Annotated in this window: 21 protein-coding genes and 2 pseudogenes; 13 read left to right on the forward strand and 10 right to left on the reverse strand. The window is 60.2% G+C overall.

The window, feature by feature from the left end; all coding sequences use genetic code 11:
* Positions 1–219 precede the first annotated feature (219 nt).
* The 3 genes from R6U53_RS04915 to R6U53_RS04925 all read left to right on the forward strand — a co-directional run bounded on the left by R6U53_RS04915 (position 220) and on the right by R6U53_RS04925 (position 4,093).
* On the forward strand, positions 220–798 hold the full coding sequence (locus R6U53_RS04915) for a pyridoxamine 5'-phosphate oxidase family protein (protein WP_410321249.1): 579 nt from the start codon (positions 220–222) through the stop codon (positions 796–798).
* 157 nt (positions 799–955) lie between these two features.
* Positions 956–2,077 carry a class II histone deacetylase gene (locus tag R6U53_RS04920; RefSeq protein ID WP_410321250.1) on the forward strand — a complete coding sequence of 374 codons (1,122 nt, stop codon included), beginning with the start codon at positions 956–958 and terminating at the stop codon, positions 2,075–2,077.
* An 828-nt stretch (positions 2,078–2,905) separates the two neighbouring features.
* Entirely contained in the window at positions 2,906–4,093 is a 1,188-nt protein-coding gene (locus tag R6U53_RS04925) for an NAD(P)/FAD-dependent oxidoreductase (RefSeq protein ID WP_410321251.1), read from the forward strand.
* 42 nt (positions 4,094–4,135) lie between these two features.
* On the opposite strand, the gene R6U53_RS04930 is transcribed toward R6U53_RS04925, so the two are convergent.
* A complete protein-coding gene (locus tag R6U53_RS04930; protein WP_410321252.1) occupies positions 4,136–4,906 on the reverse strand; it encodes a carbon-nitrogen hydrolase family protein in 771 nt (256 codons plus the stop codon).
* Positions 4,907–5,045: 139 nt separating this feature from the next.
* Complete coding sequence (locus tag R6U53_RS04935; RefSeq protein WP_410321253.1) at positions 5,046–6,260, reverse strand: NAD(P)/FAD-dependent oxidoreductase; 1,215 nt, start codon at positions 6,258–6,260, stop codon at positions 5,046–5,048.
* A 1,397-nt stretch (positions 6,261–7,657) separates the two neighbouring features.
* Between R6U53_RS04935 and R6U53_RS04940 the strand changes: the two genes are divergently transcribed.
* Positions 7,658–8,212 carry a hypothetical protein gene (locus R6U53_RS04940; RefSeq protein ID WP_410321254.1) on the forward strand — a complete coding sequence of 185 codons (555 nt, stop codon included), beginning with the start codon at positions 7,658–7,660 and terminating at the stop codon, positions 8,210–8,212.
* Positions 8,199–9,383 carry an NAD(P)/FAD-dependent oxidoreductase gene (locus R6U53_RS04945; protein ID WP_410321255.1) on the forward strand — a complete coding sequence of 395 codons (1,185 nt, stop codon included), beginning with the start codon at positions 8,199–8,201 and terminating at the stop codon, positions 9,381–9,383. Before R6U53_RS04940 ends, R6U53_RS04945 begins: the two co-directional genes overlap by 14 nt.
* Before the next feature lie 248 nt (positions 9,384–9,631).
* Here R6U53_RS04945 and R6U53_RS04950 read toward each other — a convergent pair whose 3' ends face one another.
* On the reverse strand, positions 9,632–10,516 hold the full coding sequence (locus R6U53_RS04950) for an EamA family transporter (RefSeq protein WP_410321256.1): 885 nt from the start codon (positions 10,514–10,516) through the stop codon (positions 9,632–9,634).
* A 1,111-nt stretch (positions 10,517–11,627) separates the two neighbouring features.
* On the opposite strand from R6U53_RS04950, the gene R6U53_RS04955 reads away from it, so the two are divergent.
* From R6U53_RS04955 to R6U53_RS04965, 3 genes are all read left to right on the forward strand, one after another.
* Entirely contained in the window at positions 11,628–12,914 is a 1,287-nt protein-coding gene (locus R6U53_RS04955; RefSeq protein WP_410321257.1) for a glycosyltransferase, read from the forward strand.
* Positions 12,907–13,266, forward strand: a complete 360-nt coding sequence (locus R6U53_RS04960) for a cupin domain-containing protein (RefSeq protein WP_410321258.1) — start codon at positions 12,907–12,909, stop codon at positions 13,264–13,266. Before R6U53_RS04955 ends, R6U53_RS04960 begins: the two co-directional genes overlap by 8 nt.
* Before the next feature lie 66 nt (positions 13,267–13,332).
* Complete coding sequence (locus tag R6U53_RS04965; RefSeq protein WP_410321259.1) at positions 13,333–14,844, forward strand: aldehyde dehydrogenase family protein; 1,512 nt, start codon at positions 13,333–13,335, stop codon at positions 14,842–14,844.
* A gap of 65 nt (positions 14,845–14,909) precedes the next feature.
* On the opposite strand, the gene R6U53_RS04970 is transcribed toward R6U53_RS04965, so the two are convergent.
* Positions 14,910–15,848, reverse strand: a complete 939-nt coding sequence (locus R6U53_RS04970; protein WP_410321260.1) for an ROK family protein — start codon at positions 15,846–15,848, stop codon at positions 14,910–14,912.
* Between the two features lie 132 nt (positions 15,849–15,980).
* Here R6U53_RS04970 and R6U53_RS04975 point away from each other — a divergent pair, with 132 nt between their 5' ends.
* Positions 15,981–17,381, forward strand: a complete 1,401-nt coding sequence (locus R6U53_RS04975) for a phosphoglucomutase/phosphomannomutase family protein (RefSeq protein ID WP_410321261.1) — start codon at positions 15,981–15,983, stop codon at positions 17,379–17,381.
* A gap of 340 nt (positions 17,382–17,721) precedes the next feature.
* Here the strand turns inward: R6U53_RS04975 and R6U53_RS04980 are convergent, their stop codons facing one another.
* The gene (locus tag R6U53_RS04980) at positions 17,722–18,603 is read right to left on the reverse strand and encodes a mechanosensitive ion channel family protein (protein ID WP_410321262.1); all 882 of its coding nucleotides are present in this window, start codon (positions 18,601–18,603) and stop codon (positions 17,722–17,724) included.
* Positions 18,604–19,152: 549 nt separating this feature from the next.
* Between R6U53_RS04980 and R6U53_RS04985 the strand changes: the two genes are divergently transcribed.
* A complete protein-coding gene (locus R6U53_RS04985; RefSeq protein WP_410321263.1) occupies positions 19,153–19,758 on the forward strand; it encodes a hypothetical protein in 606 nt (201 codons plus the stop codon).
* Positions 19,758–20,426 (forward strand): hypothetical protein, encoded by a 669-nt coding sequence (locus tag R6U53_RS04990; protein WP_410321264.1) that lies wholly within the window; start codon positions 19,758–19,760, stop codon positions 20,424–20,426. Before R6U53_RS04985 ends, R6U53_RS04990 begins: the two co-directional genes overlap by 1 nt.
* Positions 20,427–20,522: 96 nt before the next feature.
* On the opposite strand, the gene R6U53_RS04995 is transcribed toward R6U53_RS04990, so the two are convergent.
* Both R6U53_RS04995 and R6U53_RS05000 read right to left on the reverse strand, forming a co-directional pair.
* Positions 20,523–20,870: a hypothetical protein gene (locus R6U53_RS04995; RefSeq protein ID WP_410321265.1), complete on the reverse strand. Its 348-nt coding sequence runs from the start codon at positions 20,868–20,870 to the stop codon at positions 20,523–20,525.
* Between the two features lie 192 nt (positions 20,871–21,062).
* Positions 21,063–21,281, reverse strand: a complete 219-nt coding sequence (locus R6U53_RS05000) for a hypothetical protein (RefSeq protein ID WP_410321266.1) — start codon at positions 21,279–21,281, stop codon at positions 21,063–21,065.
* Positions 21,282–21,542: 261 nt separating this feature from the next.
* On the opposite strand from R6U53_RS05000, the pseudogene R6U53_RS05005 reads away from it, so the two are divergent.
* Together R6U53_RS05005 and R6U53_RS05010 are read left to right on the forward strand one after the other, a co-directional pair.
* A pseudogene (locus R6U53_RS05005) lies at positions 21,543–21,878 on the forward strand (IS5/IS1182 family transposase); the annotation flags it as partial.
* A gap of 44 nt (positions 21,879–21,922) precedes the next feature.
* Positions 21,923–22,672, forward strand: a complete 750-nt coding sequence (locus R6U53_RS05010; RefSeq protein WP_410321267.1) for a hypothetical protein — start codon at positions 21,923–21,925, stop codon at positions 22,670–22,672.
* Here the strand turns inward: R6U53_RS05010 and R6U53_RS05015 are convergent.
* The 3 genes and pseudogenes from R6U53_RS05015 to R6U53_RS05025 form a co-directional block, all read right to left on the reverse strand.
* On the reverse strand, positions 22,665–22,817 hold the full coding sequence (locus R6U53_RS05015; RefSeq protein WP_410321268.1) for a hypothetical protein: 153 nt from the start codon (positions 22,815–22,817) through the stop codon (positions 22,665–22,667). The genes R6U53_RS05010 and R6U53_RS05015 overlap by 8 nt on opposite strands.
* A gap of 268 nt (positions 22,818–23,085) precedes the next feature.
* Complete coding sequence (locus R6U53_RS05020) at positions 23,086–23,709, reverse strand: helix-turn-helix transcriptional regulator (protein WP_410321269.1); 624 nt, start codon at positions 23,707–23,709, stop codon at positions 23,086–23,088.
* A gap of 69 nt (positions 23,710–23,778) precedes the next feature.
* Positions 23,779–24,510, reverse strand: a pseudogene (locus R6U53_RS05025) (mechanosensitive ion channel family protein); the annotation flags it as partial.
* Positions 24,511–24,518: the final 8 nt, after the last annotated feature.

Raw genomic sequence — 24,518 nt, forward strand, 5'->3', positions numbered from 1 at the left:
TTTCCCCATAGTTTGTGTGAGTTCGTACATAGTTCGTTAACTTCATGTCCGGTTTTAAATCGTACACTCGGGGAGTGTGATACCCTGTGCGCCCTCTCGAACACCGTCTAAGTGGGCAGTATCGACGATGACGGCCACGAGATGCGTGTGTCACACCGCTATCGTGTGTGACCCTGCCACCGGAGGAACCTTTTTGTCGTTGGCTGGAAATTCTTCCGCATGCCAGACCGATCACCGGTAAACGTCTCCGATGAGGTCCGATTTTCGCCCCGAGCAGTGGATGACGACGAATGGATCGAGACGTTTCTTACGCGGGAACCGATGGGCGTCGTTGGACTCGTCGATGAGGGCACACCGTATCTGGTGAACCAGCTATTCGTATACGATAGCTCGAAACACGCGATCTTCCTTCACGGAGCAAATACGGGTAAAACGAAGACGCTCGTCCAACGGGGCGATTCAACACCAGCGTGTTTCACCGCGAGCCGAATGGGACGGCTTCTCCCCGCCGAGATGCCCGTCGATTTCGACGTCGAGTACGCCAGTGTCGTGGCGTTCGGTTCGATACGACTCATCGACGGCGGTGACCGCAAGCGACGGGCGCTCGAACGGATCATGGACAAATTTGCCCCGGAACTCGATCCGGGGGAGGACTACGAACCGATCGCCGATGCGTCCATCGAGCGCACCTCGGTCTACCGGATCGATATCGACGGTTGGAGTGGAAAGCGAAACGACAAACCGGCAGACTTCCCGGGGGCCTACGAGTACGACCCCGTCCAGGGCGCTAGTCAGTGATCTTCGCTCTTCGACGAAGGCGTTCAGTCCCCCACTGCGTTCAATACGGCCGGGTTGTCGTCGAAAGGGGACTTCCGAAGCGGCGAGGTGACTCGATCAGGATGCAGAATAGTTTTTCATACCTCCCCACAAACACCCACGGAAACAGTCTCCGATCATGAGCGAAATCAACGAACTCACGGTCTTCTGGAACGACAGCTGTCTCGACCACGAACCTCCTGCCGGGGAGTTTGAAGCGGAGTGGACCGGCCGACTCGCGGTCGAGGAGCCACATCCGGATCGCCACGAGAGGATTCGAAACGTCCGATCGATCATCGAAGCGACGATCGACGATGGAGTCACGTGGGACGAAGCGATACCCGCAACCCGCGCGCAGCTCGAACGCGTCCACGATCCGGCGTATATCGACGAGTTCAAAACGTTCTGTGAAGCCGGTGGAGGACGGTTAACGGCTGAGACGGGAGCTAACGAGGCGAGCTATCCGGCCGCTAGATATGCTGCTGGCGCCGCCCTTCAGGCGGCCGAGCACGCCATCGAGAACGATCTACGCAACCTCCCCTACGCGCTCGTTAGACCCAGCGGACACCACGCTCAGCCCGCACAGGCCGACGGTTTCTGCTTTTTCAATAACGTGGCAATCGCCGCCGAGCACGCACTCGAAACCTCCAGGACGCAGCGCGTGGCGATCCTCGATTGGGACGTTCATCACGGAAACGGGACACAGGAGTGTTTCTACGAACGCGACGACGTACTGGTTATCAGTGTCCACAACGATCACTGGTCGTGGGATCCTGACGCACATCCGCAAACGGGTGACGTCGACGAGCATGGCCGCGGGGCGGGAGAGGGATACAATCTGAACGTCCCGCTTCCGGCGGGAACCGGCGACGGGGGGTACGAATACGTGTTCGATCGAATCGTCGAGCCGGTAGTTACCGAGTTCGATCCGGGCCTTTTGATCGTCAGTGCAGGTCAGGATGGCGGAACTGTCGACCCGCTCGGCCGGAACGTTCTCACGAAAACCGGCTTCGAGATGCTGGGGCGACGTACCCGCGAACTCGCCGCGGACGCCGCCGGGGACACGCTGGCGTTGGTGCAGGAAGGCGGCTATCAGATCAGTCACTTGGCATACGCCACACTCGGCGTTCTCGAGGGCGTGCTGGACCGCGGCACGGGGATCGAAGACCCGATGGCGTGGATGGACGAAGATTTCGACTCCGCTGAGCGAGCGGTCGACGAAATCGTCGAGTATTACGACACGTATTGGAATCTCCCGTAGGTGATCGAACAGTTCGTCGGCTGTTGGTCACACGGGGTCTCGACACATTTGCTATCCGTTTCACAGTCACGGCTAAAGCTGTGTATGTTCTCATATTTTCGGGGCATAGAAAGAAAATATTTCACACTGAGTAAAAATTAGTCAGCAAGTGTTTCAATTGCTGAACTCCCGTTTTACAGTGAGAATAGATAACGGTCAGCAGGTTTTAGTAACGTTATTAATATTGTTATTTTATTCTATGGCCGACCGATTTTGCCGACCAATTTCACTTATGCAAAACCACCCGGATCGAAGATTTTCGCGACGACCCATATCGCGCCGCTTGTTACTCCGTAGGGCGATGACAAAGTGGCATCCCACGTCGAGGTCCGCACGTACTTTCGTGATGAGTGAAACAGTTGTGAGAGAGCCCGTACCGTTGCGACTGCCTGCAAAAACAACTGGAACTATGCACGCCCGATCGCACGACGGCAGCGCGATCGGGTGTGCATTGATTTCCAGTGACAACGATCGTGGTGAGCAGCTGTACCCGTTCGACGCTCATTCGTGAAAAACGACAACAGCCGTATGGAACCTAAACGGACGTCACGTGACGACGGGAGCGAACGCCGATCGGCAGTCAGCCACCGCGTTGTCCCGGCATGTATCCCGAACCGCTAATGTGAGAGTCTGTTTATTCGGGGTGGCCGTATTCGGTCAGTATTGGTTCCCCGATTGGGAGGGATCACCGGTACGGCGCATTTGGGCTGATGATCTCACGCGTAAGGTGCTGACCCGGCTAATCAGACCACTGCAAGAATTTATTATGGGTGGCAGGTTAGTCGACCCATGCCGATAGAACGGTACGATCTCGTTATCGTCGGTGCGGGCGTTGCGGGCTGCATCAGCGCGTATGAACTCGCGCCCGATCACGACGTGCTCGTGATTGACAAAGGCCAGGTGGCGGGCGAAACCACGGGCCGCTCGTCGGGGCTTATTACTGTCACGACGGACGTTCTGGTGCCACGAGCAGAGATGCTCGACGTTCCCGCGATGGCGGCACACGTGAACGAGTACGTCCGTGACCTGGACGGTGTCGGCGAATTCGAGTTCGTCGAACGCCCCGGAGTCGAACTCGTCCCGGTCGATCAAGAGGCGAGCGCCCGCGAGTACGTCGCCGATCTTCAGGAAGACGGTCTCGGCGTGACCTACGTCGATCCGGATGAACTCGAAGCCCGCTACCCGGATACCTTCGTGATGGACTCATTCGCCGGCGCTGTCCTCTACGAGGACGTGGGGTGGGTCGATCCGTACACGTATACAACCACGCTTCAACAGGAGGCTGAATCGCACGGTGCGGAGTTCCGGACCGGCGTCGAAGTTGAGGACATCGTATTCGATAACGACACGGTGACTGGCGTCGAAACGGGGACGGGCCACATCGAATCGGATCACGTCGTCTGTGCGGCGGGTTGGCGAACGCGCGATCTCCTCAGAGACGTGATCGAGATTCCCGTCCGACCGTTTCGTATTCAGATCGTCACGCTGGACCCCGGTCGAAAACTCGAAGATACGTACCCGATGGCGTGGGACGCACGCACCGATCTGTACTGGCGACCGGATGCTGCAGGCCACATCCACGTCGGCGGCGGGGAGTATACGCTCGATGAGCCGCAATCGGCCAGCGATGACGTCGACGAGTGGTATGTTGACCTCGTGGCCGAAACGCTCCCGGAGTGTCTCGAAGACTTCTCAGACGCTGGACTCGCGGACAGTTGGGCGTGTATCGACGGAGCCACGCCGGATGCAGTCGGAATCGTAGACGCTCCCGCGGATGCACCGGACGGACTTGTCGTTGCCACCGGCTTCCACGGGCTCGGTATGATGCTGTCACCGATCACCGGGACGGCAGTTCGTTCGCTGGTTACTGGAGACGATGCACCGTTCCCGCTCGACGGGGTCGCCCTGGACAGGTTCGACTCTCGCGGTGTCGACTTCGAGTTCCAGCCGATCGGCGGTGGCGCGATGCGTGAATAACGTCGATAGAACGAGCACACAGAAACCGACTAACGTTTTTGTTCACTTCGGTCGCAACTCAATCCGCCTATCCTCGAGGTAGGTCAGTGTATCGTGGACCTGCCGTTCGTCCGGAAGGTTGGCAGTCAGTTCGATCTCGGCTTCGGACTCCGTGCTCGCGAGAAGCGTCCCGCGCGCGTCGACGATCGCGCTCCGACCGAGAAAATCGAGATCCCCTTCGGCTCCGACCCGGTTACAGAGGACGTGTGGACGCCCGTTCTCTAGGGCTCTCGCGCGTCGGTACGCCCGCTGGTAGGTTTCGAACGGGTGCATGTTCGCGGAGATCGTGACGATGATCTCGGCACCGCTGAGTGTCAGTTGTCGGGCGACTTCGGGGAATTCCATATCGTAACAGATCTGAACGCCGATCGTCCCCACCGAGGTCTCGAAGGTCGGGTACGCGTCCCTGAGATTGAACACAGCCTTCTCGTCGTCGTATAGGTGTGTCTTCCGGTAGACGCCGATTCGTTCCCCTCGGTCGTACACGACGGCAACGTTTTCGAGACCGGGATCCGATCCGTCGCCGAGTGCTGTCCCGACGACGAGCGTCAGGTCTTCGCTCGCGCGTTCGACGGTCGGTAGCACTGCTTCAGCACGGCTGACGATCGACGCCGCCTCGTCGGTATCTAGGTAGTATCCCGTCAGGTATAGTTCGGGAAAGACCAGCAACTCGACGCCGTCAGAGCGGGCACGCTCGGCTTCACGTTCCAGACGAGACGCGTTCGCCGCTGGATTTCCGTGTTCCGGATCGGCTTGGATCACTCTCGTCTTCATACGGCTGGTATAAACGTCACGACGGGCATAAATGTATGCGCCGACTGCAGCGCCGAACTCGTGGTTCGATCGTTGATCACCGGTGGCTGGACGATAGCCCGGTGTGTTCGGTCGGGACACTGTCGATCGAACGGCGCACTCAGTCCGCCTCGCTCCGTGACAGACTGGCTTCGATTCGTGCTTCTGTTATTTCGGTTTCGGCCATGTGACGCACGAACGAAAAATCCGACCGGCGCGTGTCGAACCGACTCAGACCGAACGGATCGAGAGAAAACGAAAGTTCTTCGCCGGTCACGAGCGACCGAACCGCTTCGGCGACCGCGGGCGACGACATGATACCGCCGATGTGGAGACCTGTCGCTACCACGAGATTCTCTGGGCCTTCATCGGGCGCATCGATGATGGGATACGTGTCCGGCGTCGTGGCGTCGCCGGTCGGACAGGTGTCGCCGCGAACGAACGTTGCTTCCTCGAGGTGCCGTAGCCGATCGGGCATCTCCGTGGCCAACTGGAGTTTGAATTCTTCCGGGACCGTAGTACGGCGCGATCCCGGGTTCCTCACGACGACTTCGCCGCCCCCGACGTGTATCGAGCCGTTGTGTTCCGGTCGCCAATATCGGTCTATCGTCGGATCCCACCCCATCGGGTACCAGTCGGGGATCTCCCGAGCCGGGTCGAGTGTTGCCGCCTGCCAGCGGAAGGGTCTGACCGGGAGTTCCAGGTGCGGGTTGCACAACTCACGGGTTCGCCATCCAGCGGCGACGACGACGGTATCGGCGTGAACGACCCCGTCTGTCGAGTCGACGCCAACCACAGCGCCATCATCCACGAGGAGGTCGGTAACTCGCACGCCGGTTCGTACGTCCGCCCCCCGATCGGCCGCTACGTCCGCGAGCGTTACCGTGTACGTGTAGGGATCGAGCCATCCGGTGTCGTTGTAAACGAGTGCGCCTTCGTATCTATCCAGATCGAAGACACCGGGGTAGCGCTCCTCGAGCGACGCCACGTCGACGAACGCCACGTCGAAGTCGGCCCCCCGCATTCGTGCCGCCTCGTTGCGCGCCCATTCGCCACTGCCCTCGTCGACGAGCCCCACGCTCTCCCGTTCGGTGAATGTGAACGAACCAGTACCGTCGAACTCCCCGAAGAACTCCGCAGCCGTTCGTGCGAACTCGGGATGCGCCCGGAAGGATGCGCCGTTGGTCACCATCCCAGACGCTTTTCCGGATGCGTCGCCGGCTATCTGGTCGCTCTCGAGGAGTAGCACGTCGTGATCAGACGCGAGCCATCGTGCGGCGGCACAGCCAGCGACGCCCCCACCGACCACGACTACCTCTCGGCGTTCAGCGCTCATGATACTATCAACGATATCCCCCTACTTGTATGTTGTTTGTTCACTCGGACCTACGGCCGCGAGCGTCTCCTCACGACGCCCGGCGTCGCGTTCGTGACGCCAGCCACGCTAGAGAGTGATAGCCCCGTCCACGTGGTCGTACCTCCGTTCCCGGTCGAATCGCTCAAATACCCCGAACGATCCTATTCCCACGCGCTGAACAGTCGGGTACCCGTGAGTTCGTTACACCGCGTAAAAACATATTCCTGCGTGCCTCTCATCGGATACGTTCGACTCTGTCGCGGTCGGGAGGTCTCGTTCCCCGTCGCGCCGAATCAAGACGCGTTCGAACGCACCGATTGTTCGGTTCACGCGTTCCTCGGTGGGCTGAATATCGAGGATTGGTTGTGGATCCGTACATACGACAAATTTTCACTCCGGGTGAATTTCAATCACCGGGTAGAGAAGATGTGGCACACATACTGCCCGTCTCCGCCGGTATGAATAACGGTGTTATATATGTTATATCTCTTGAAGGAAGTGCGGAAAAATGGGTCAATTTTTTCTATGGGTGAATCGCTTATCGGATTGAGTGGTATCACAGCCTAATAACTGTCCCACTGACCTCCGATTACCGCTTCAGCGAGGGAACTGGTCTCTATCGGAGTTTTTCATACAGCGTAAAATCCGGAATGATCAGTGTGCAGCCGATTCACAGGCTTTTGGCCGGGCACCCTATGCCGCAGGGATCTAGACAGGGTCTCGATTCAACGGAGGCGATATCTCGATCACACCGAGCGGCGTGAGCAATTCTGGCCGTCCGTTTTTTATACGAATCGTTATACTTCTCCACCGGTGATCACCGCGGCGGTGGGGGGCCGTATAACACGTTACACCGATCCGTGTCATTCGACGGGAACACATTATGCGATGATAAAAAGCGGATGCTATGAGTTACACCGAATCCCGCGATGTAGTCATTGTCGGAGGCGGGGTCGTCGGCTGTACGACGGCACGAAAACTGGCACCGACCACGATGTCTTGGGTCCGGAGGCGGGGGCTGCCGGTGGCGATAGGAGCCCGAATGCGTCCGGACTGATCGCACCTATTCCCGACCTCCCGGAGTACTCCGAAGCGTCCGCTCGCGCTGTAGATCTTTTCCACTCCTACACCGGAACGGGGACGTTCGAGTTGACTCGCCGTCCAGGGCTGCAGCTCGTCTCCGCTGACGAGGAAGAGTGGGGCCGCGAGCATGACGCCGCAATGCCGGAGTACGGGTTCGACGTAACGTAGCTGAGTGCGGCGAAAACAGAGAGCAGATATCTCGACGCGCTCGTGTTGGACGAGTTCGTCGGCGCAGCGGAATCCAACGACTGCGGCTGGGTCGTATCCGTACACGCACACGATAACATATAGAGATGGATGCCGAGGAGGCCGGCGCACGTTATGAGACTGACACGAAAGTGGAAGCGATAGAGACCGAGGACGGTACCGTAACCGGCGTACGCATAAACGACAAGAGGATCATCGCCGATCGCGTCCGGAATACCGGGGACGCCCGAATCAAAAGCGAGGACTGCTGTCCGAGAGGTGGCGCCGCGACACCCGACGACCTGCCGATCATCGACACGCCGAACGACGCAACCGATGGCCTCGCCGTCGCGATCACGGTGCCCGTTGGAGGGATCATGTGCTCACCTTTCGTCGCAACGTCGGTTCGCTCGCTCGTTACTGGGAGGCCGCGCCGTTTCCGATCGATCGATATACTCTCGACTGGTTCGAAGACCGATCCGCCGATTTCGAGTGCTACTCCGTCACCGGACGAGGGGACCCAACGGAAGAACGAAGCTAACTTTCGCGAGTCGTCGCTTCCGCCGGATGGACGCATCGCCGTGTGCGAGGGGACGACGTACCCGCGACCGCCAGCATTTATGTCGACGGCGACTCATCTGAACAGTAATGGCAGACAATAGCACGAAGTACGACGTCGTCATCGTCGGCGGCGGAATCAACGGATGCGTGGCAGCGAAATTCCTTGCCGAAGACCACGACGTCCTCGTTCTGGAGAGAGACCAGATTGCCGGCGCAACGACCGCGAAGGCGTCGGGGCTTATTTCGGTCGCACACGACTACATCGATCACCTCGAAGCCGCCAAATACGCGGCCGATTTCTTTGACGAGTACGACGGAACCGGCGACTTCGATTTCACGCAGCGAAGGAATGTCCGACTCATCCCGTCGGGGGCGGAACAGATCGCCGAATCCGAGGCCGAACGAATCGGCGAACACTTCGAGATGGACTACATCGACTCGACGAGCGAGATCGAAAACAGGTATCCGGGGGTCTTCGAACTGGAGCCGTTCGTCGGCGCTATCGAGATCGAGCAAGGGGGATGGGTCGATCCCTTCACGTTGACCATGACGTTCAAGGAAGATGCCGAGGCGTCCGGTGCCGACTTCGAGACGGGAGTCGAAGCTACCGGAGTCACTACCGATAACGGAGCCGTTACCGGTGTCGAGACCGACGACGGATGGTACGCCGCCGATACCGTGATCGCGGCGATGGGCTGGCACACCAAAGAGTTCGTCTCCGAATGGGTCGATCTTCCCATCCGGCCGTTTCGATATCAGTGGGTTAACCTCGAAGTCGAGCGGGACTTCCCCGAGTACTTCCCCGTCGCTTGGGACAGTCGAAGTCAGCTCTACTGGCGTCCGGAACACAACGGGGACCTCCACGTTGGGGGTGGAACCTACTTCGTCGACGAACCGGGATCGGTCCGCATGACGCCCACCGAGACGTTCAAACGCCACGTCGCAGCGACCATCCCCGAGCAAGTACGAGACGTCGAGGACGCTCGTATCTCCAGCGGGGACACGTGCCATATCGGGGATACCGCGACGCCCGACGAGCGTCCCGTCCACGACGCACCCGAGGATTGCCCCGATGGGCTCGTAATTTCGACTGGGATGCACGGATTCGGTATCATGGGATCGCCCGTCACCGGTGCGGCCGTGCGCTCGCTCGTCACCGGGGAGGATGCACCGTTTCCCCTCTCGAAATACGCCTTCGATCGCTTCGACGAGGGACCACACGACTGGAGTTCGACGTTTATCAACGAATCGGCTGACGAGATCGGTATCTGAAGACAAACGCTCCTAGAGATCGCATCGTGCCGATAGGACGCTCGTCGAGTTTGGGGAGGAGTACGTTGTCGCCTCCGGCGCGAACGGGCCGGAGAGTCCAATTCGCACCGACGATATCGCCGCCCGAAATTACGGTATCGAAATCCACACAGACACCACCCACGACGTGAAACAGCGCGAAAAATCGCTGTTACGCTGAGTTGGATGTTCCCGATGACGGGTCAGATATGCCACAAATACCGAGAACCCTACGCCAGTGTGATAAGGGTTGCACCACCCACCACCAGCACCACCCCAGTGACGATACCGCGTGTCACTCGCTCGACGTCGGCCAGAAAAACCGCGACGATGACGGTTGCGAACACTGGAGAGAGACCCGAGAGAGCAGAAACCACCGCGACCGAACCTCGATCGAACGCCTCGAACAGAAAAAAGAACGCCAGCGCCGAGAGGAGGCCACTCAAAACGAACGGACGCACGGTCTCTTTCGGCGGTACGAGACGTGTGTCACGAGTCACTGCGGCATAGACGAAGAGGGCGGCCAGGGTGGCGATCGAGTTCACCGTGACTGCCTCGAGCGTCGTCACGTCGGTCCGTGTCAGTCCAAACCGTCGAACGACGTTCGAAACGGCATACGCTCCCGAAGACAGTAGCGGAAAGGTGAGGTCGGCCACGCTCCAACCGGCTCGGTCGCCCCCTTTCGACGTCGCGATCACGGTGAGGCCGACGACGATGGTGAGAATTCCAAGGGCGGTCTGTACGGATAGTGTTTCACCCAGAATCAGAAACGCAACGACCGTGGCAAACAACGGATGCGTGTTGAACCCGGCCGTGTTGATGCTCGCACCGACTCGGTCGACGCCGACGAAATATGACATCCACGAAAGCGCACCAGCAACCCCCGACGACGCAAACACGAGCAGTGCGATCGGCGAAATCGAGGGGAGATTCGAAAGCCCACCGACGATAGCGAGGGCCGCAACGTAGCAGAGCGTTCCGACGAATACGACCACTAGCGACCCTTGGAGGGACGTTCCACCACGAACGAGCCCGGATTTCGTGAATACGGGACTGATACCCCACAGAAGTGCTGCAAAGAGGGCGAACAGATACACCTCTGAAACGGGGCTCATAAGTAGGTACTCTCATAGAGGATAGTAAACTCCCGGGTAGCGGAGAGAGGAACGCGTCGGCAATGCAGTCACATCGGAACGGGAGACGGTGCACGGTTGAGTCACGATTCGGTCGATCTCACGCTGCTCCGGCGTCGAAATCGGCAGCCGATCGGTTCGAGTCGCGTCTCCAGCCTTCGACGTGTCGCGTGCGCCGACGCACGTCATCGCTGTCACGGTTTCGAGTCCGGCTTCGACATCTCGACGCGATATGTAAATACATCGAAAAGTATACTTTCAGAATAGTAATCTATTTGTTATAGTCCTGGTATGCTTTTAATTCTCGAAAGGAATCGCTTCGATCGAGGCAGGTGTGACTCGTTCGTTCATCGGAGTTCGGCATTTTGAGAACGTCGCGGTTATCGGGTTTTCGGCGTAAGCAGTGAACGAGAGGTGAGCGAATAACCGTCTTTGGGCTCTTCGAAGTATCTACGGGATAGATCGTGGGTAACAACCGCGATCGACGTGACCAAAGGGAATGCGCCAGCGGGCTCAAACGAACCGCATCGAGTCGCGAGGCGGATCGCAGTCACCTCTCCCCTCTGGGCCGCGTGAGACCTCTAAGGGATCGGGTTTCGAACGGATGAACAGCCTTTCCAGCAGTACATACTACTTTTATAAAATACCTACGCATTTGATAGGAATCGCGGATGACGTCTCTCAGACTACGCTAGCGGTCGCTGTTGTTATCGCCTCCTTCACAACGCTACCGCTGTCGTATTTGGCGTCCCTCACGCCACCCACACGCTGACGAATCCGTCCGTCACGACCGAATCGACGTGCTGGCGGTCGATATACCGTTCCGAGGGACGGCAACCTCACGACTCGTTCTCGTGGTGAGACGATATTTTGTCCTCAAGCGAGTGCATTCGGGATCGGTTTGTGATCCGGAAACCGACCAGCACCGATCTGGAACGCCCCGGACCGAGAGATGGGTGTCGCGGTTTCGGGTGCGATCTAACGTGACACTTATGTCGTTTGGCTCGTCAAGCACAGGCATGGGTGTAAGAGACATATTCACCGGGCGGGAAACGGACGATATCGGGTTTGTTGGCGGAATGGTGAGCGACAGATGACGACCGGCCAGACGATCGCGTTTTTCCCGGAGGCAGCGTTCGGCCCGGCGCTCAACTCGGTTGGGATCGCTCAGGAGTGCCGCGAACTCGGTCACGAGCCGGTGTTCGTCTGTGACCCTGCAATGGAGGGCGTCTTCGAGGACTACGGCTTTGAGGAACACTACGTTCCTATGTCGGATCCGAACGCGGACGCGGGCTGGGAGGAGTTCATCAACACGCACATCCCGAACTTTGATAAGGAGCCGATCGAGCAACTGGACAACTACGTAACAGAGACGTATCAGGCCATCGTTGATTCGGTCAAGTGGGCCGAAACGGAGCTCCCGGATGTCCTCTCGAAAATCGACCCCGACTTGATCGTAGTCGATAACGTGATCCTGTTCCCTTCGACCAAACAGTACGGCGTTCCGTGGGTGCGGATCACCTCCTGTTCGGAAAACGAGATTCCGGATCCGAACGTGCCGCCGCACCTCTCGGGCTGCCGTGCGGACGACGTGGCAGCCCACTACGAGTTCGAGAGCCGATACGAGGACGTCATCGAGTCGATCCATGAGGAGTTCAACGAGCTGCTCGAAGAGCATGGAGAGGATCCCTATCCACGGGGACTGTTCTACGAACCGTCGCCGTACCTGAATCTCATCAAGTATCCGGAGCGACTTCGCTGGGACAGATGGAACACGCTGGATTCGGATCGTTTCCAGTATCTCAACGGCTGTATCCGAGAGGAAACCGAGAGCTACGAGTTGCCCGAATTCGGTGATGTCGACGACGAACCGCTTTTGTACCTCAGCTTCGGCAGCCTCGGAGCCGGCGACACCGAGCTAATGAAGCGATTGATCGAGTTCCTCGGCACCCAGCACTATCGGTGCCTCGTAAACGTCGGCGACTACATGGGCGCCTATAATGGCGAGGAGATCCCGGACAACGTGGTCATCGAGGGCTGGTTCCCCCAGCAGTCGGTCGTCGAGATGGCCGACGTCGTCATCCACCACGGGGGGAACAACACATTCAACGAATGTCTCTACTATGGCACGCCGGCGGTCATCATGCCCTACGTGTGGGACGGTCACGACAACGCGACACGCCTCGACGAAACCGACCACGGGATCAAACTCCACCGATCGAACTGGACCGACGAGGAACTCGCCGACGCGATAGAGACCTGTCTCATCGACGAAGAGATCCAGTCGAACGTCGAAGCCGCCGCTGAGGACATGCAGTCCAGCGATGGCAAAGCAAAAGCGGCAAGACTGATGAGCGAACTCCTCGAAGCACATGCCTGAACGCGGAGGGACGACCACCCAGAGCGTGCTCGAAGATCCCGCGTCGTACGATGATCTGAGTGATTGGAGGACGGTCCCGGACATGCTCGAGGGTCACTCCCACACCGAAGGAACTATGATCCACAAGGGACCCGACCGTCGCTCGGAGTGGGGTATCTGGACGCGCACCCCCGGCCACTGGGGGTGCGACGTCGAACGTGCCGAATTCTGTCACTTCCTGTCGGGTCGTACGACACTCACCCACGAGGACGGCGACCGGATCGAGATAGAGCCCGGAACCGTCGTCTCCTTTCCCGAGGGCTGGGTCGGGACCTGTGAAGTCCACGAGACCGTGCGGAAGGTGTATATGTGACGGTGATCGAATGATTCCGATATCGACATCCTACGGCGGGAGAGGACCGCTTCGTGAGGGGTGGCCGTGACAGAGTTCGACCCCTTCGGACGTCACGTCTTCGTCGACGGCGAGTTCCGACGGAGTCCGTCTGCGGACGTGATCGAGGTGATCGATCCGGCGACCGAACGAACCGTCGGCGAAGTGGCGACCTGTGACGACAAAGAGGTCGATTCGGTGACCGAGCGCGCCGCCGCCGTCCAGACGGAGTGGGAAGGGTCCTCGGCGATGGAACGTGCCGAACGCCTCCACGACGTCGCCGACTCGATCGAATCCTCGGAGTTCTCCGAGGCCGCCGAGTTGATGACCAAAGAGCACGGAAAACCCTTCCCCGAGGCAGAAGGTGAACTCGCAAACGTCGCCGGGATCTTTCGGTACTATGCCGAACTCGCCAGAGACGAAGCCGGCAGCATACCGGGGTCGACACAAGCCCGATCGTTCCAGTTCGAGCGCCGCTTTCCCTACGGTGTCAGCGTCCACATCGCTCCCTCGAACTTCCCGGTCCTTTTGACCGCTTGGACGGTCGCGGCGTCGCTCGCGGCGGGCAACGCCGCGGTCGTCAAACCCTCCGAACAGACGCCGCTGTCGACGCTCCGGTTCATGGAACACTTTCGAGAACTGCCGGACGGACTGGTCTCGTGTGTCACCGGTCGTGGCGGGACCGGACGAGCCCTCATCGGGTCTTCGAACACGGACGCCGTCGCCTTCACCGGCGGCGTCGAGACCGCCCGAACCGTGAACGCTTCGGCAGCCCAAAAGCTGATGCCAGCCGTCATCGAGGCCGGCGGTAACGACCCCCTGATCGTCTCGAGAAACGCCCCGGTGGACGTCGCGATTGCCGGCTCCGTGACCGCGGCATTTCACCTCTCGGGGCAGGTCTGTACCTCATCGGAACGATTGTTGGTTCACGAAGCCGTCCACGACGAGTTCGTCGACGGGGTTGTCGATATGACCCGCGAGCTCCGGATCGGCAACGGGTTGGCCGAAAGCGAGATCGGACCGCTCGTCAGCGAAGCCGCCCGCGACGAGGTGGCACGGATGGTCGACGAAGCCGTCGAAGCGGGCGCCGAAGTCGCCTACGGCGGTCGGATCCCTCCGGAGTGCGACACCGGCTGGTTCTACGAACCGACGGTGTTGACCGGGGTTACCCCGGAGATGGCGATCGCAGGCGAGGAGACGTTCGGCCCGGTCGCCCCGATTCAGCGGGTCGCCTCGCTCGACGAGGCCATCGATCTGGCCAACGATTCGGAGTTCGGTCTCGGGGCATCGGTATTTACCACTGACCTCGGGGAAACGATGTACGCCTACGAGTCGCTCGAGGCCGGGATGGTCTGGATCAACAACCCGATGATCGACAACGACGCGATCCCGTTCGGTGGCTGGAAATACTCCGGGCTCGGTCGCGAACTCGGACGGGAGGGACTGGACGCGTTCAGACAGACCAAGATGGGCGTCGTCGACTGGGACCCGACGATTCAGGAGTGGTGGTACCCTTACCCGAAAGAGTGGTTCTACAGCGCCGGCGGCGAGCGGTTCTGAGCCGCCCTCAGTTGTGAACGTCCGGAGGTTCATCGTCGAAAGGCGGTGGGGTCATCGGGAGCGCCTCACTCGGTACTGGCGATAGCAAGCGCCCCGACCAGTCCCGCACGGTCACCGAGTTCGGCGACGGCGATCGCAGGGGGGTCGACGACGAGTGCCGACGGAAGTCGTTCGCGAACTGGTTCGACGACTCGGGCGGGGTTTTCCACCGCGACCGCACCGCCGAAAACGACGATTTCGGGGTCGTAGGCGTGGACGACGTTCGCGACGCCCACGACGTTTAATTCGGCGACCCGCTCGACGACACGGTCGGCGAAGGCATCGGTTTCGGCGTGTTCGAAGACGGTCGCCGCATCGAGGTCGTCCTCGATCGGCAGCGATGTTTCGACCGGATCGGCCTCGTACAACGCGCGCGCGAACCGGGGGACGTTCTCTCCGGCGCAGTACGCCTCCCAGTGCCCATCGAGACCGCATCCACACGTCATGAACCCTCCGCAGTCGATTGTCTGGTGGCCAACCTCGCCAGCGTTGTTGTTTCGTCCCGATAGGAGCTGCCCGTCAGCAATCACGCCGGCACCGATGCCCGAAGAAATCGTCAGATACACCAGGCTCTCGATGTCGGGGTAGACGCGGACGTGCTCGCCGATCGCACCAACCTGTGTGTCGCTACGGAGGACGACAGCGTCTGTATCGAGTAGCGACGAGAGGGGGTCGACAAGCGGGATCGTCCCGTCGCAGACGTCCAGGTTCGAAGAGACCGAAACGGTTCCGGCGTCGACGTCCAGTCGACCCATCGCTCCGATCGTGGCCCCATCGATCGTGGTCGGCACGACACCGGCCCGCTCGCAGACCTCTCGGACGACGTCCAACACGGCCTCGGTGACGGCGTTCCCGATCGTGCCCTCGGGCGTGGCTGCCCGGGCGCTTGCGATCATCGTGCCGGTTCCGTCACCAACTGCTGCCCGCACGTTCGTCGCGCCGAGGTCGATTCCTACATAGCCCATTACGAACACGCTCCGTTCGAATTGACTTAACGGTTGGCGGTGTGAGTCGTCGTCCCGACGGACATCCGCCCCCAAACGTCGTTACCGATCCATCAGACAGCGTTTATCATTCGGGCAGTGATAGGGCACGTCATGGACGGTATCACCTTCGGGACCGGTGGTTGGCGGGCGGCCGGCGAGGCCTTCACCGACGCCCGGGTCCGGGCGGTCGGTCAGGCCGCCGCGAGTTATATGTACGAAACCTACTCCGGAACCGCCCGCCCGGCGGCTGCCGTCGGCTACGACGCGCGTGCTACCTCCGAGGAGGCCGCCGAAAGCCTCACAGAAGTGCTCGTCGACAACGGTTTCGACGTTTTTCTGTCGACACGGGACCTTCCAACGCCTGTGATCGCTCACACGATCGTCGACCGTGGTCTCCAAGGTGCGCTCATGGTCACGGCGTCGCACAACCCCCCGGAGTACAACGGGGTGAAGTTCATCCCCGAGAACGCCGTATCCGCGCTTCCAACCGTTACGAACGCGCTCGAGGACAATCTCGCTCGCCCTCAACGCCGCTCCGATTGTGGACGCGGGACGATCGAACGGTTCGATCCAGTCCCGTCGCACGCGGCCCGTGCCCGCGAACTGGTCGGGGAGTACTTCGAACCCGCTCTCTCCGGGACGACGATAGTCTACGACGCCCTCCACGGAAGCGGTCGCGGCATTACCGACTCCCTTCTCGAGTCCGCCGGTGCGGAGGTAATCCGTCGGCGGTGCGATCTGGATCCGACCTTTGGTGGACAAGCCCCCGAACCGAACGCGGAGACGCTTTCGGGCCTCCCCGCTGCCGTTGCCGACGCCGACGCGGATCTGGGGATCGCCAACGACGGTGACGCTGACCGACTTACCGTCTGTACCCCCGGACGTGGCGTCCTCACAGGCCACCTTCTCTTCGCGGTGCTGTACGACGCACTGCTCGGCGACGGCGGCGCGTCCGGACCCGCGATCAGGACCGTTTCGACGACGTTCTTGATCGACCGGATCGCCGACGCGAACGGCACCGAGGTGTACGAGGTCCCGGTCGGGTTCAAGTGGGTCGCCGACGGGATGTCGAAACACGACGGACTCTTCGGCGGCGAGGAGTCGGGCGGCTTCACTGTCGCCGGCCACATCGGCACGAAAGACGGCGTCCTCGTCGCGTTACTTGCCGCGGCGGCGACCACGGTCGAGCCGTTCGACGCTCGCCTCGACGACATCTTTGAGACCCACGGCCGGGTCTACGCTGACAAGACGAGCGTCGACTGTCCCGAGTCGCGGAAATCTATGGTCATCGAGGCGCTCGCCGAGGATCGACCGGAAGCGATCGCCGGTCGGTCGATCACCGAAACGGTCTCGATCGACGGGTTCAAATTCCTACTGGAAGACGGCTCGTGGATTCTCCTCCGCCCCAGCGGCACCGAACCGAAACTCAGGGTGTACGCCGAGACCCCGGAGGAGGGAGCGCTCGGGGAACTGCTCGAAGTGGGTCGCGACCTCGTCGAGCGGTTGGTTTGACGGACGGATGATCGACCCAAGGGGGCTTTCGAGACCATCGGATCCGGCCTCGTCGCTCGGAGTGTACCGACCACCAGTGACGTCGAGCGGCTCGGCGACGAAGTTCCAGTGTCGATCCGCAACCGCGAGTACAACGTATCCGTATCGGAATTATTGGATATAAGTTATTAAAATGTCATTTCGGGACCAGCTCCCGATCCACGCGGGGTCCGGTTCGAACTCGTCGTCCCCAATGACGAAGCGGACCCCGGCGTTGACGTACGAATCTCCGTTCATACGGCGGTAGGCATATACGATGTCAAGGGGAGAGCGGGTTCAGCGGACCGGAAACGACGCCGGTTCAACTTTGAGTGGCTTTCTCCACGTTAGAGACGTTCGTGACCTTGATATCGCCCGAGAGTTCCGTATTGGGATACGGGATGTCGAATCCCTCGGCATCAAAGCGCTGCTTGACCCTTTCGACGAACTGCGCACGTATGTCGCCGTAACTACTCTCCGATGGGTCGATCCAGATCCGCCCCGAGAGAACGACCGCCGAGTCGCCGAGTTCCGTGACAGGGGCTGTGGGTTCGGGATCCTCGAGGACGCCGTCGATGCGCGCTCCCTCCTCGACGATGGCGTTCCGTGCTTGATCGATGTCCTCGTCATATGCGATGCCGACGCCGACCGACACTCGGCGTCGATCGTTCGCCACATTGTTCACTACTACCGCGTTAGCGAGATCGCCGTTTGGTACCGTCACCCGCTGGTTGTCGAACGTGTCCAGTTTCGTCACCCGCATTTGGATCTCTTGAACCACACCGTCGTTTCCGTCCCACTCGATCCAGTCCCCGACAGTGAACGGTTCGTCTTTGATGATGAATACGCCGGCGACGAAGTTAGCGATGAGATCCCTCGCAGCAAAGCCGACCGCGAGCGTAAGTGCACCACCGAAGGTCGCGAAGGCGGCGAGAACAGTACCGAAGCCAGCAACCGTCGCGGCCAACGCGACCGCAAAGACAGCCGTCACTAACACCGTCATGCTGACGGCGTACCCGACCAACGTGTCGTCGAAACTCCGACGTTCGAGGCCGTTTTTCACCGACCGAACCATGACTGACCGCCCGACCCGGTAGACAACCAGGAACACGATTATAAATATCACAGTCGTCGTGACCGCGCTGAGGAGTATCGGGACGAACTGTTGAAAATCAATCGAGATGCCCTGCTGCAGTGGTAACATACCGTCTCTCGGACGGTGGCGATAAATATAGTAATGTGCAGACAAACTTTTTGTCCTCTCGGAATTCGATCGGCGATCGGCGGACGACAAAATACCCGCCGATCGATACGATGTAGATCCTTTTATACAGTCGATTAAACGTATCCTTAGTTGAAATATACTCCGGGACTACTGAATGCGAAACCGGGCTCTGAGAGGAGATGCACGCAGTTGAGTAGAATCCCCGACTCCCGTTCTAAATGGTAGTTATTGTACCACTTACTGGGTCTTGGTGCTCCCGAGCGCGGCTAAAAGATCGTGCCAGTCCTTAAGCTAGCAAAGCTAATTGACTGTAGGTTATGATTTCTAACAAGGCGATCGAAATAGTAACCGGACCGCGCGAGGGGTCGAGAGATACGGTCCCTGCTCCGCTCTCGCTTGCCCGGCAGTTGTGTGCTAACATCCCTGCGCAGCACGCACCTCCTCGGGGCCCCTCTCCAGAGAGTCACGCCAACTACCGTCAGTCGGCGGCACGATTTGCGGTCAGCGCCTCGAGAGGGGAGATCGAGTATGAGTAATCAACAACTCCCTGAAGAGTGGTTCGTCAAGGACTCACGGATCAACGCGGCTATCTCCTGGTTGCTCGTTATCGCGCTCGTCGTCGTAGCAATAACTGCGCTCTTCGAGCTCCTTTTGATCCGGATGGCACTGGCGGCTCTCGCGGCGTTCGTCGCTATCGCCCCGGCGCTCGTAAGCAGAGCGTGGACCCGGACGGTCCCGTGGCCGCTCCTGCTAATCTGTACGATTCCCCTGTCTCTCGGGAGCATCGGCCTCAGTTTTCTCGCCGACTTCGTCACCGGTCTCAGCATCGCCGCGCTGGGAATGCTCGTTGTCGTCTCGCTCCAGCTGACGGGACGGGTCCGAATGACGCCGAACTTTGCCGTATTTTTCGTCGTGCTTGCCACACTGGCGACAGCGGGCTTTTGGGCGGTCAGCTCGGCGGTTTCGGCTCAGTATCTCGGAACAGTCTTCGTCGAGACCAACGACGACCTGATGATGATCTTCACTGCCGCGACGCTCGCGGGGTTCGTCGCCGGCGGTCTCTTCAGAGCATACTTCCGGCGCCGGCTCCGGGCCAATCTCGACCGTATCGGTGGCGAAGGGGTGAGCGCTTGATGAACAGCAGAACCAACGTGCTCGTCTCCGGGCGCACACAAGCCGCACTCGTTAGGCTTCTTCAGGTGATGATGGCTGTCCTCCTCGGTATCGGGCTGTACGTTGGAGACGCCTCGATCATGACCAACGCAACGATCGGACTCCTCGTCACGCAGTTACCAGCAATACTGGAGCGTAAGTACGAGATTACCATGAACGTGGGACTCGTCCTCTGGATCACGCTGGCGATGTTTCTACACGCGCTCGGAACGGTGCCGCTTCCCGGGCTCGATTTCGAGAGTCTGTACGGTGCGACGTGGTGGTGGGATCACATGACGCACGCTCTGTCCTCGTCGCTGGTCGTCGGATCGGCCTATGCGATAACGCGAGCTCTTCAAGAACACACGGAGTACCTCCACATGGGCCCGAAGTTCACCCTCGTATATCTCCTGATTTTCGTGATGGCCTTCGGCGTCTTTTGGGAGCTCATCGAGTTCTACGTCGCTATCGGTGCACAGGTGCTTGGTATCCCCCGAGTGCTCACGCAGTACGGCCTCGATGACACTGTCCTCGACCTCATCTACAACTCGATCGGTGGCTTGCTGGTCGCCATCTTCGGGACGACGTACCTGACAGGCATCTCCGACCAATTACGGGACCGACTCGACTCGAGGTCTGCGAATCGCTGACTCACGCGTCACATCCCAGTCACTGCCTTGTTACGTGCGAGATGGACAGCGCGTATCTCGCACGGGGGCAATTCGTGAATGTGGCCGTAAAATCGTTTAGTCGGCGCTGGCGAGTTCCAGATACGGGAGCATGCCCGCACCCTGGTCACGCAGCTTGAGGACCTCCCGTTCGTGATCGTACTCGATGACGCCGCCGTCGGTCAGCATCGGAGGATGAGCGTGGACGAGACTCGTGCAGATGCGCTCGTAGCGGTCGTGGGTGTGCTCACCTTCGAGGAGAGCGATCTGGTCGGCCACGTCGCTCACCGAGGTAGTCCCGACCTGGGTGGCGAGATACTGAACGGCGATTCGACGGCGGTGGTGGGACAGCAGCTTGAATAGCGCTGACACAGTCTCTTCGGCGTGGATATCCCCCGCAGTGTTATCCTCGGTTTTGATTGTCATTAGAGTTTCCTACTTCTCCGTTCACTTGGCCTCTCCAACCGGTCTTGTTGGTATGGCTATGGGGGGTACATCAGACTCTCAGGGGGAAGGTGTCTTAATCGTATGTACCACACACGCCGCTAACGTTACGTGTAGAGAGTATATCCGAACCAAGTAAAGATACGCTACCGGATGATTTTCTGACAGAGCGCATCACTCGTCGACGAAGTCGCCGCCGTTATCGGGCGGGACAGCGCCACTAGTTTTCTCGATGACGACCCGCCAGTCCGGCACCAGGTCCGATGGAAAGGTGATCTCCCATGTGTCTTCGATCTCGATGTCCTCTGCGAAAGAGTCGCTTAACAGTGTAGTGAGAGCCCGCTCGAAGGTTTCGGAGGAAGAGTCTGAATATCCGTCGTCCGATCTGGTCATTGTCGTACTGGGCGCGACCCGCGGGATAGGAACCTATGACTGCCGGCAGCCGTGTACATTTCATAGCCGTCTTGCGTTTTAAATTTCGCTGTCCACGAGTATCGCTTCGAGCGAACACCGTCGCCGGCGGCACGTGAGCGGACGCCTCTATCGGCTGGTTCAGTCGCACAATGCCGAATCGAGCTGCTCTGTTGAATAGCAGTCTAATTGGTCGATGTCACCGCGTTAGAAGGGTGAAGGCGAGGAAATCAAACCCTATCCATGGAAGTCGATTTCCCCGACTTCGTTGAGCAGTGTCGGCACCTAGCCAAACAAGGGTGAGGAACGCATGCGGGCGAGCCCGCCAGCAGCGGATTCGCGCGCTGGATTCACGTCGTCCTGCACTGTTTGTGGCTCGAAGAGAGCCATACACCGTGAAACACCGAATCGGCTGGAGTACATGGCCGAGAGTCGTGGCGTACTCGGACTAGATCGTGACGAGTTGCCGGAGTACACGACGGTCTACAAATCGGTTGACCGTCTGAAATGTGGGTGTGGCGGGCGTTGCTGCCCGGACACTCCGGAGCGCGCACCCAGCGTGGGGGTTCGGCCGAGGACGGAGTAAAAGACTATGATCGGGGGCGACGACTCCGCTAGGGGAGATGTTGCTCGTGTTACAGGGTCCGGGGATGGCGTTCGAGTCACTCCCGATCGTGCCCGTCCTGTCGGCCCTCGCGCTGGCGATGGTCCACCTCCTCGTCGGCCAGGGAGCCGACACGAAGACGTGGGTGGGACGGTCAGTGCTGTCGGCCGCCGGGGGAGCGGCCGTCGCGTACGTGTTCGTCCTGCTTCTGCCCGAAATAGCCCACTTCGCGGCCGAGGACCCGCGGGTCTCCGCGGGCTCCGTCACCGAGGGGGCGATCTACGGCGTCGCACTCGCCGGGTTCGTCGTGTTCTACGGGCTAGAGGTCCTCGCCGCCCGAACCAGGGCCAAGCGATCCGACCCGCCGCCAGGCGTGTTCTGGGGCTACATCACCGTCTTCGCCCTCTACAGCGGCCTTATCGGCTACCTCCTGTTCCACCAGGAGCTCCCGGGCGTCGTCAACCTCCTGCTGTACGCGGTCGCGATGGGACTGCACTTCAGCATCACCGACTACGGGATACGCCGCCACCTCGGGGCACAGTACGACCGCGTGGGGCGGTGGGTCCTCGCGGGTGCGACCCTCGCCGGTGCCACGGTCGGGTGGGCCACGCTGGGTCGACCACTCGTCGTTACCGGACTGTTCGCGTTCGTCTCCGGCGGCATCATCCTCAACGTCATCAAGGAGGAGCTTCCCAACCCCCGCCGGGGCCGGTTCCTCTTTTTTGTCGGCGGCGCAGTCGGGTATGCAATCGTCGTCGCACTCATCTGAGTCCATCCCGGGTCAGTTGCGACCGGGCGAGGGTGACGACACCCAAGCGGGCACCCGTTACGACGAGTGCCCTCCCTTCCGCGGGGACTGGACCGACGATCAAAAACGTCGCGTCGTCGTCGAACTCGGCGTCTGCCGCCTGCACGGTGATGCATGCGTTTAGTTGACCGGGTCCAATCCCGAGTCCACAACGGCCGAGCGGCCGTTGCTCGTCATCCCGAGCCTACGACCCTTCGACGACCCACGTCGGATGCTGGTGTGTCGCTGAGGGCTGATCGGTCTAGAGAGGAAACAGGGCGAGTGCCTCGGGGTCAAGCCCCGAGGCGGCTCATCCGACGCGATTTCCTCCCAAGCGACTGCAGCCGTCCGCCAGCGTGTCGCCACTACTGATGCCTACCGTCGTCTCCACCCGACTACACATCGTCCTCGTCCTCTCCCCCGCCCACACTCTCGTTCTCGAGTCGACGGTCCGGGTCAGTGAACGTGACCAGCACGCCACGCTGGGTCTGCGTCCGTTCGACGTCACCCGTCGCGACGAGGCCGTCGAGCACCCGTCGCGTGTGAGCCGGCGACCAGTCCAACTCCTCTTCCAGCACGTCCTCGAAGACGCGCCCGTTGTTCCGGTGGAGGAGCGAGATGACCTCCTCGCCGTCGCTTCGTGGCGCCTCCGCCGACACCGGGTCGGGCCCGTTCCGTCCGCGGAGGACCCATATCGCCGCGATTCCCACGACGGAAACGAGCAGCAGCCCCAGCCACGGGAGCAGGCTATTCGAATCGCTGGTCCCGCCACCACCGGCGCTCTCGTCGCCGTCGCCAGCCTCGGTCGCTGGTGGTTCGGTCTCCGCGGGTGCCTCGGTCGGCTCCGGTGTCGGCTCTGGAGTCGTCGGGGTTTCGGTCACCTGTGGCGTCGCGCTGCCGTTTTCACCACCGGGTAGGCCCTCGAACCCAGAACAGCCGGCGAGCACCACGATCAAGACGGCGACGAGGACAGTCAGTGACGTTCGACGCATCGATTGGCCATCGCGTCTCGGCTTCATGTGTCCTATAGGGAGGATGTCATACAAAGTTACTCATTCGTTACAAGAGTGGAACACGGATTAACGGTGAGAAGTATCGACATAGACGGGCAGGCCCGCCGAGAGAACGACCGCCGAGTCGCCCAGGTCCGTGACAGGGGCTGTCGGTTCCGGGTCCGCGAGGGCGCCGTCGTAACGAGCGCCCTCCTCGACGATGGCGTCCCGTGCCTGGTCGATGTCATCGTCGTATCCGATTCCGAACCCAACCGACACTCGACGTCGATCGTTCGCGACGTTATTGACGACGGCCGCGTTGGCGAGGTCGCTGTTCGGGACCGTCACCAGTTCGTTGTCGAACGTGTCTAGCTTAGTCACCCGTATCTTGATCTCTCGAACGACGCCGTCCTTCCCGTTCCACTCGATCCAGTCGCCGACTGCGAATGGTTTGTCTTGGATGCTGAACACACCGGCGACGAAGTTAGCGATGAGGTCCTGTGCGGCGAAACCGACCGCGAGCGTAATCGCACCACCCAGGGTTGCAAACGCGGCGACTACGGTACCGAAACCTGCTATCGTTGCAGCGATCGCGATTGCGAACACTGTCGTCACGATGAAGGTCATACTCACGGCGAATCCGATGAGCGTCTCGTCGAAGTCACGACGTTGCAGGTTGTTCTCTACCGCACGAACCGAGACGGATCGCCCGATCCAGTAGACGACGAAGAACACGACGGTGAACGTCAGGATCGTCGTTATCGTGTCGATGAGTACCGGGACGTACTGCTGGAAGTCGATCGGTGGTCCCTGCTGCAGTGATAACATACCAGCTA

The organism is Natronomonas sp. (assembly GCF_046483325.1).
In the GTDB taxonomy this organism is placed as follows: Archaea; Halobacteriota; Halobacteria; order Halobacteriales; family Haloarculaceae; genus Natronomonas.

Excerpts from the sequence above, each read along its gene's own strand:
- R6U53_RS04915 (WP_410321249.1), top strand. The coding sequence starts at position 220 with ATGCCAGACCGATCACCGGTAAACGTCTCCGATGAGGTCCGATTTTCG.
- R6U53_RS04920 (WP_410321250.1), top strand. The coding sequence starts at position 956 with ATGAGCGAAATCAACGAACTCACGGTCTTCTGGAACGACAGCTGTCTC.
- R6U53_RS04925 (WP_410321251.1), top strand. The coding sequence starts at position 2,906 with ATGCCGATAGAACGGTACGATCTCGTTATCGTCGGTGCGGGCGTTGCG.
- R6U53_RS04930 (WP_410321252.1), bottom strand. The coding sequence starts at position 4,906 with ATGAAGACGAGAGTGATCCAAGCCGATCCGGAACACGGAAATCCAGCG.
- R6U53_RS04935 (WP_410321253.1), bottom strand. The coding sequence starts at position 6,260 with ATGAGCGCTGAACGCCGAGAGGTAGTCGTGGTCGGTGGGGGCGTCGCT.
- R6U53_RS04940 (WP_410321254.1), top strand. The coding sequence starts at position 7,658 with ATGGATGCCGAGGAGGCCGGCGCACGTTATGAGACTGACACGAAAGTG.
- R6U53_RS04945 (WP_410321255.1), top strand. The coding sequence starts at position 8,199 with ATGGCAGACAATAGCACGAAGTACGACGTCGTCATCGTCGGCGGCGGA.
- R6U53_RS04950 (WP_410321256.1), bottom strand. The coding sequence starts at position 10,516 with ATGAGCCCCGTTTCAGAGGTGTATCTGTTCGCCCTCTTTGCAGCACTT.
- R6U53_RS04955 (WP_410321257.1), top strand. The coding sequence starts at position 11,628 with ATGACGACCGGCCAGACGATCGCGTTTTTCCCGGAGGCAGCGTTCGGC.
- R6U53_RS04960 (WP_410321258.1), top strand. The coding sequence starts at position 12,907 with ATGCCTGAACGCGGAGGGACGACCACCCAGAGCGTGCTCGAAGATCCC.
- R6U53_RS04970 (WP_410321260.1), bottom strand. The coding sequence starts at position 15,848 with ATGGGCTATGTAGGAATCGACCTCGGCGCGACGAACGTGCGGGCAGCA.
- R6U53_RS04975 (WP_410321261.1), top strand. The coding sequence starts at position 15,981 with ATGGACGGTATCACCTTCGGGACCGGTGGTTGGCGGGCGGCCGGCGAG.
- R6U53_RS04980 (WP_410321262.1), bottom strand. The coding sequence starts at position 18,603 with ATGTTACCACTGCAGCAGGGCATCTCGATTGATTTTCAACAGTTCGTC.
- R6U53_RS04985 (WP_410321263.1), top strand. The coding sequence starts at position 19,153 with ATGAGTAATCAACAACTCCCTGAAGAGTGGTTCGTCAAGGACTCACGG.
- R6U53_RS04990 (WP_410321264.1), top strand. The coding sequence starts at position 19,758 with ATGAACAGCAGAACCAACGTGCTCGTCTCCGGGCGCACACAAGCCGCA.
- R6U53_RS04995 (WP_410321265.1), bottom strand. The coding sequence starts at position 20,870 with ATGACAATCAAAACCGAGGATAACACTGCGGGGGATATCCACGCCGAA.
- R6U53_RS05000 (WP_410321266.1), bottom strand. The coding sequence starts at position 21,281 with ATGACCAGATCGGACGACGGATATTCAGACTCTTCCTCCGAAACCTTC.
- R6U53_RS05010 (WP_410321267.1), top strand. The coding sequence starts at position 21,923 with ATGTTGCTCGTGTTACAGGGTCCGGGGATGGCGTTCGAGTCACTCCCG.
- R6U53_RS05020 (WP_410321269.1), bottom strand. The coding sequence starts at position 23,709 with ATGAAGCCGAGACGCGATGGCCAATCGATGCGTCGAACGTCACTGACT.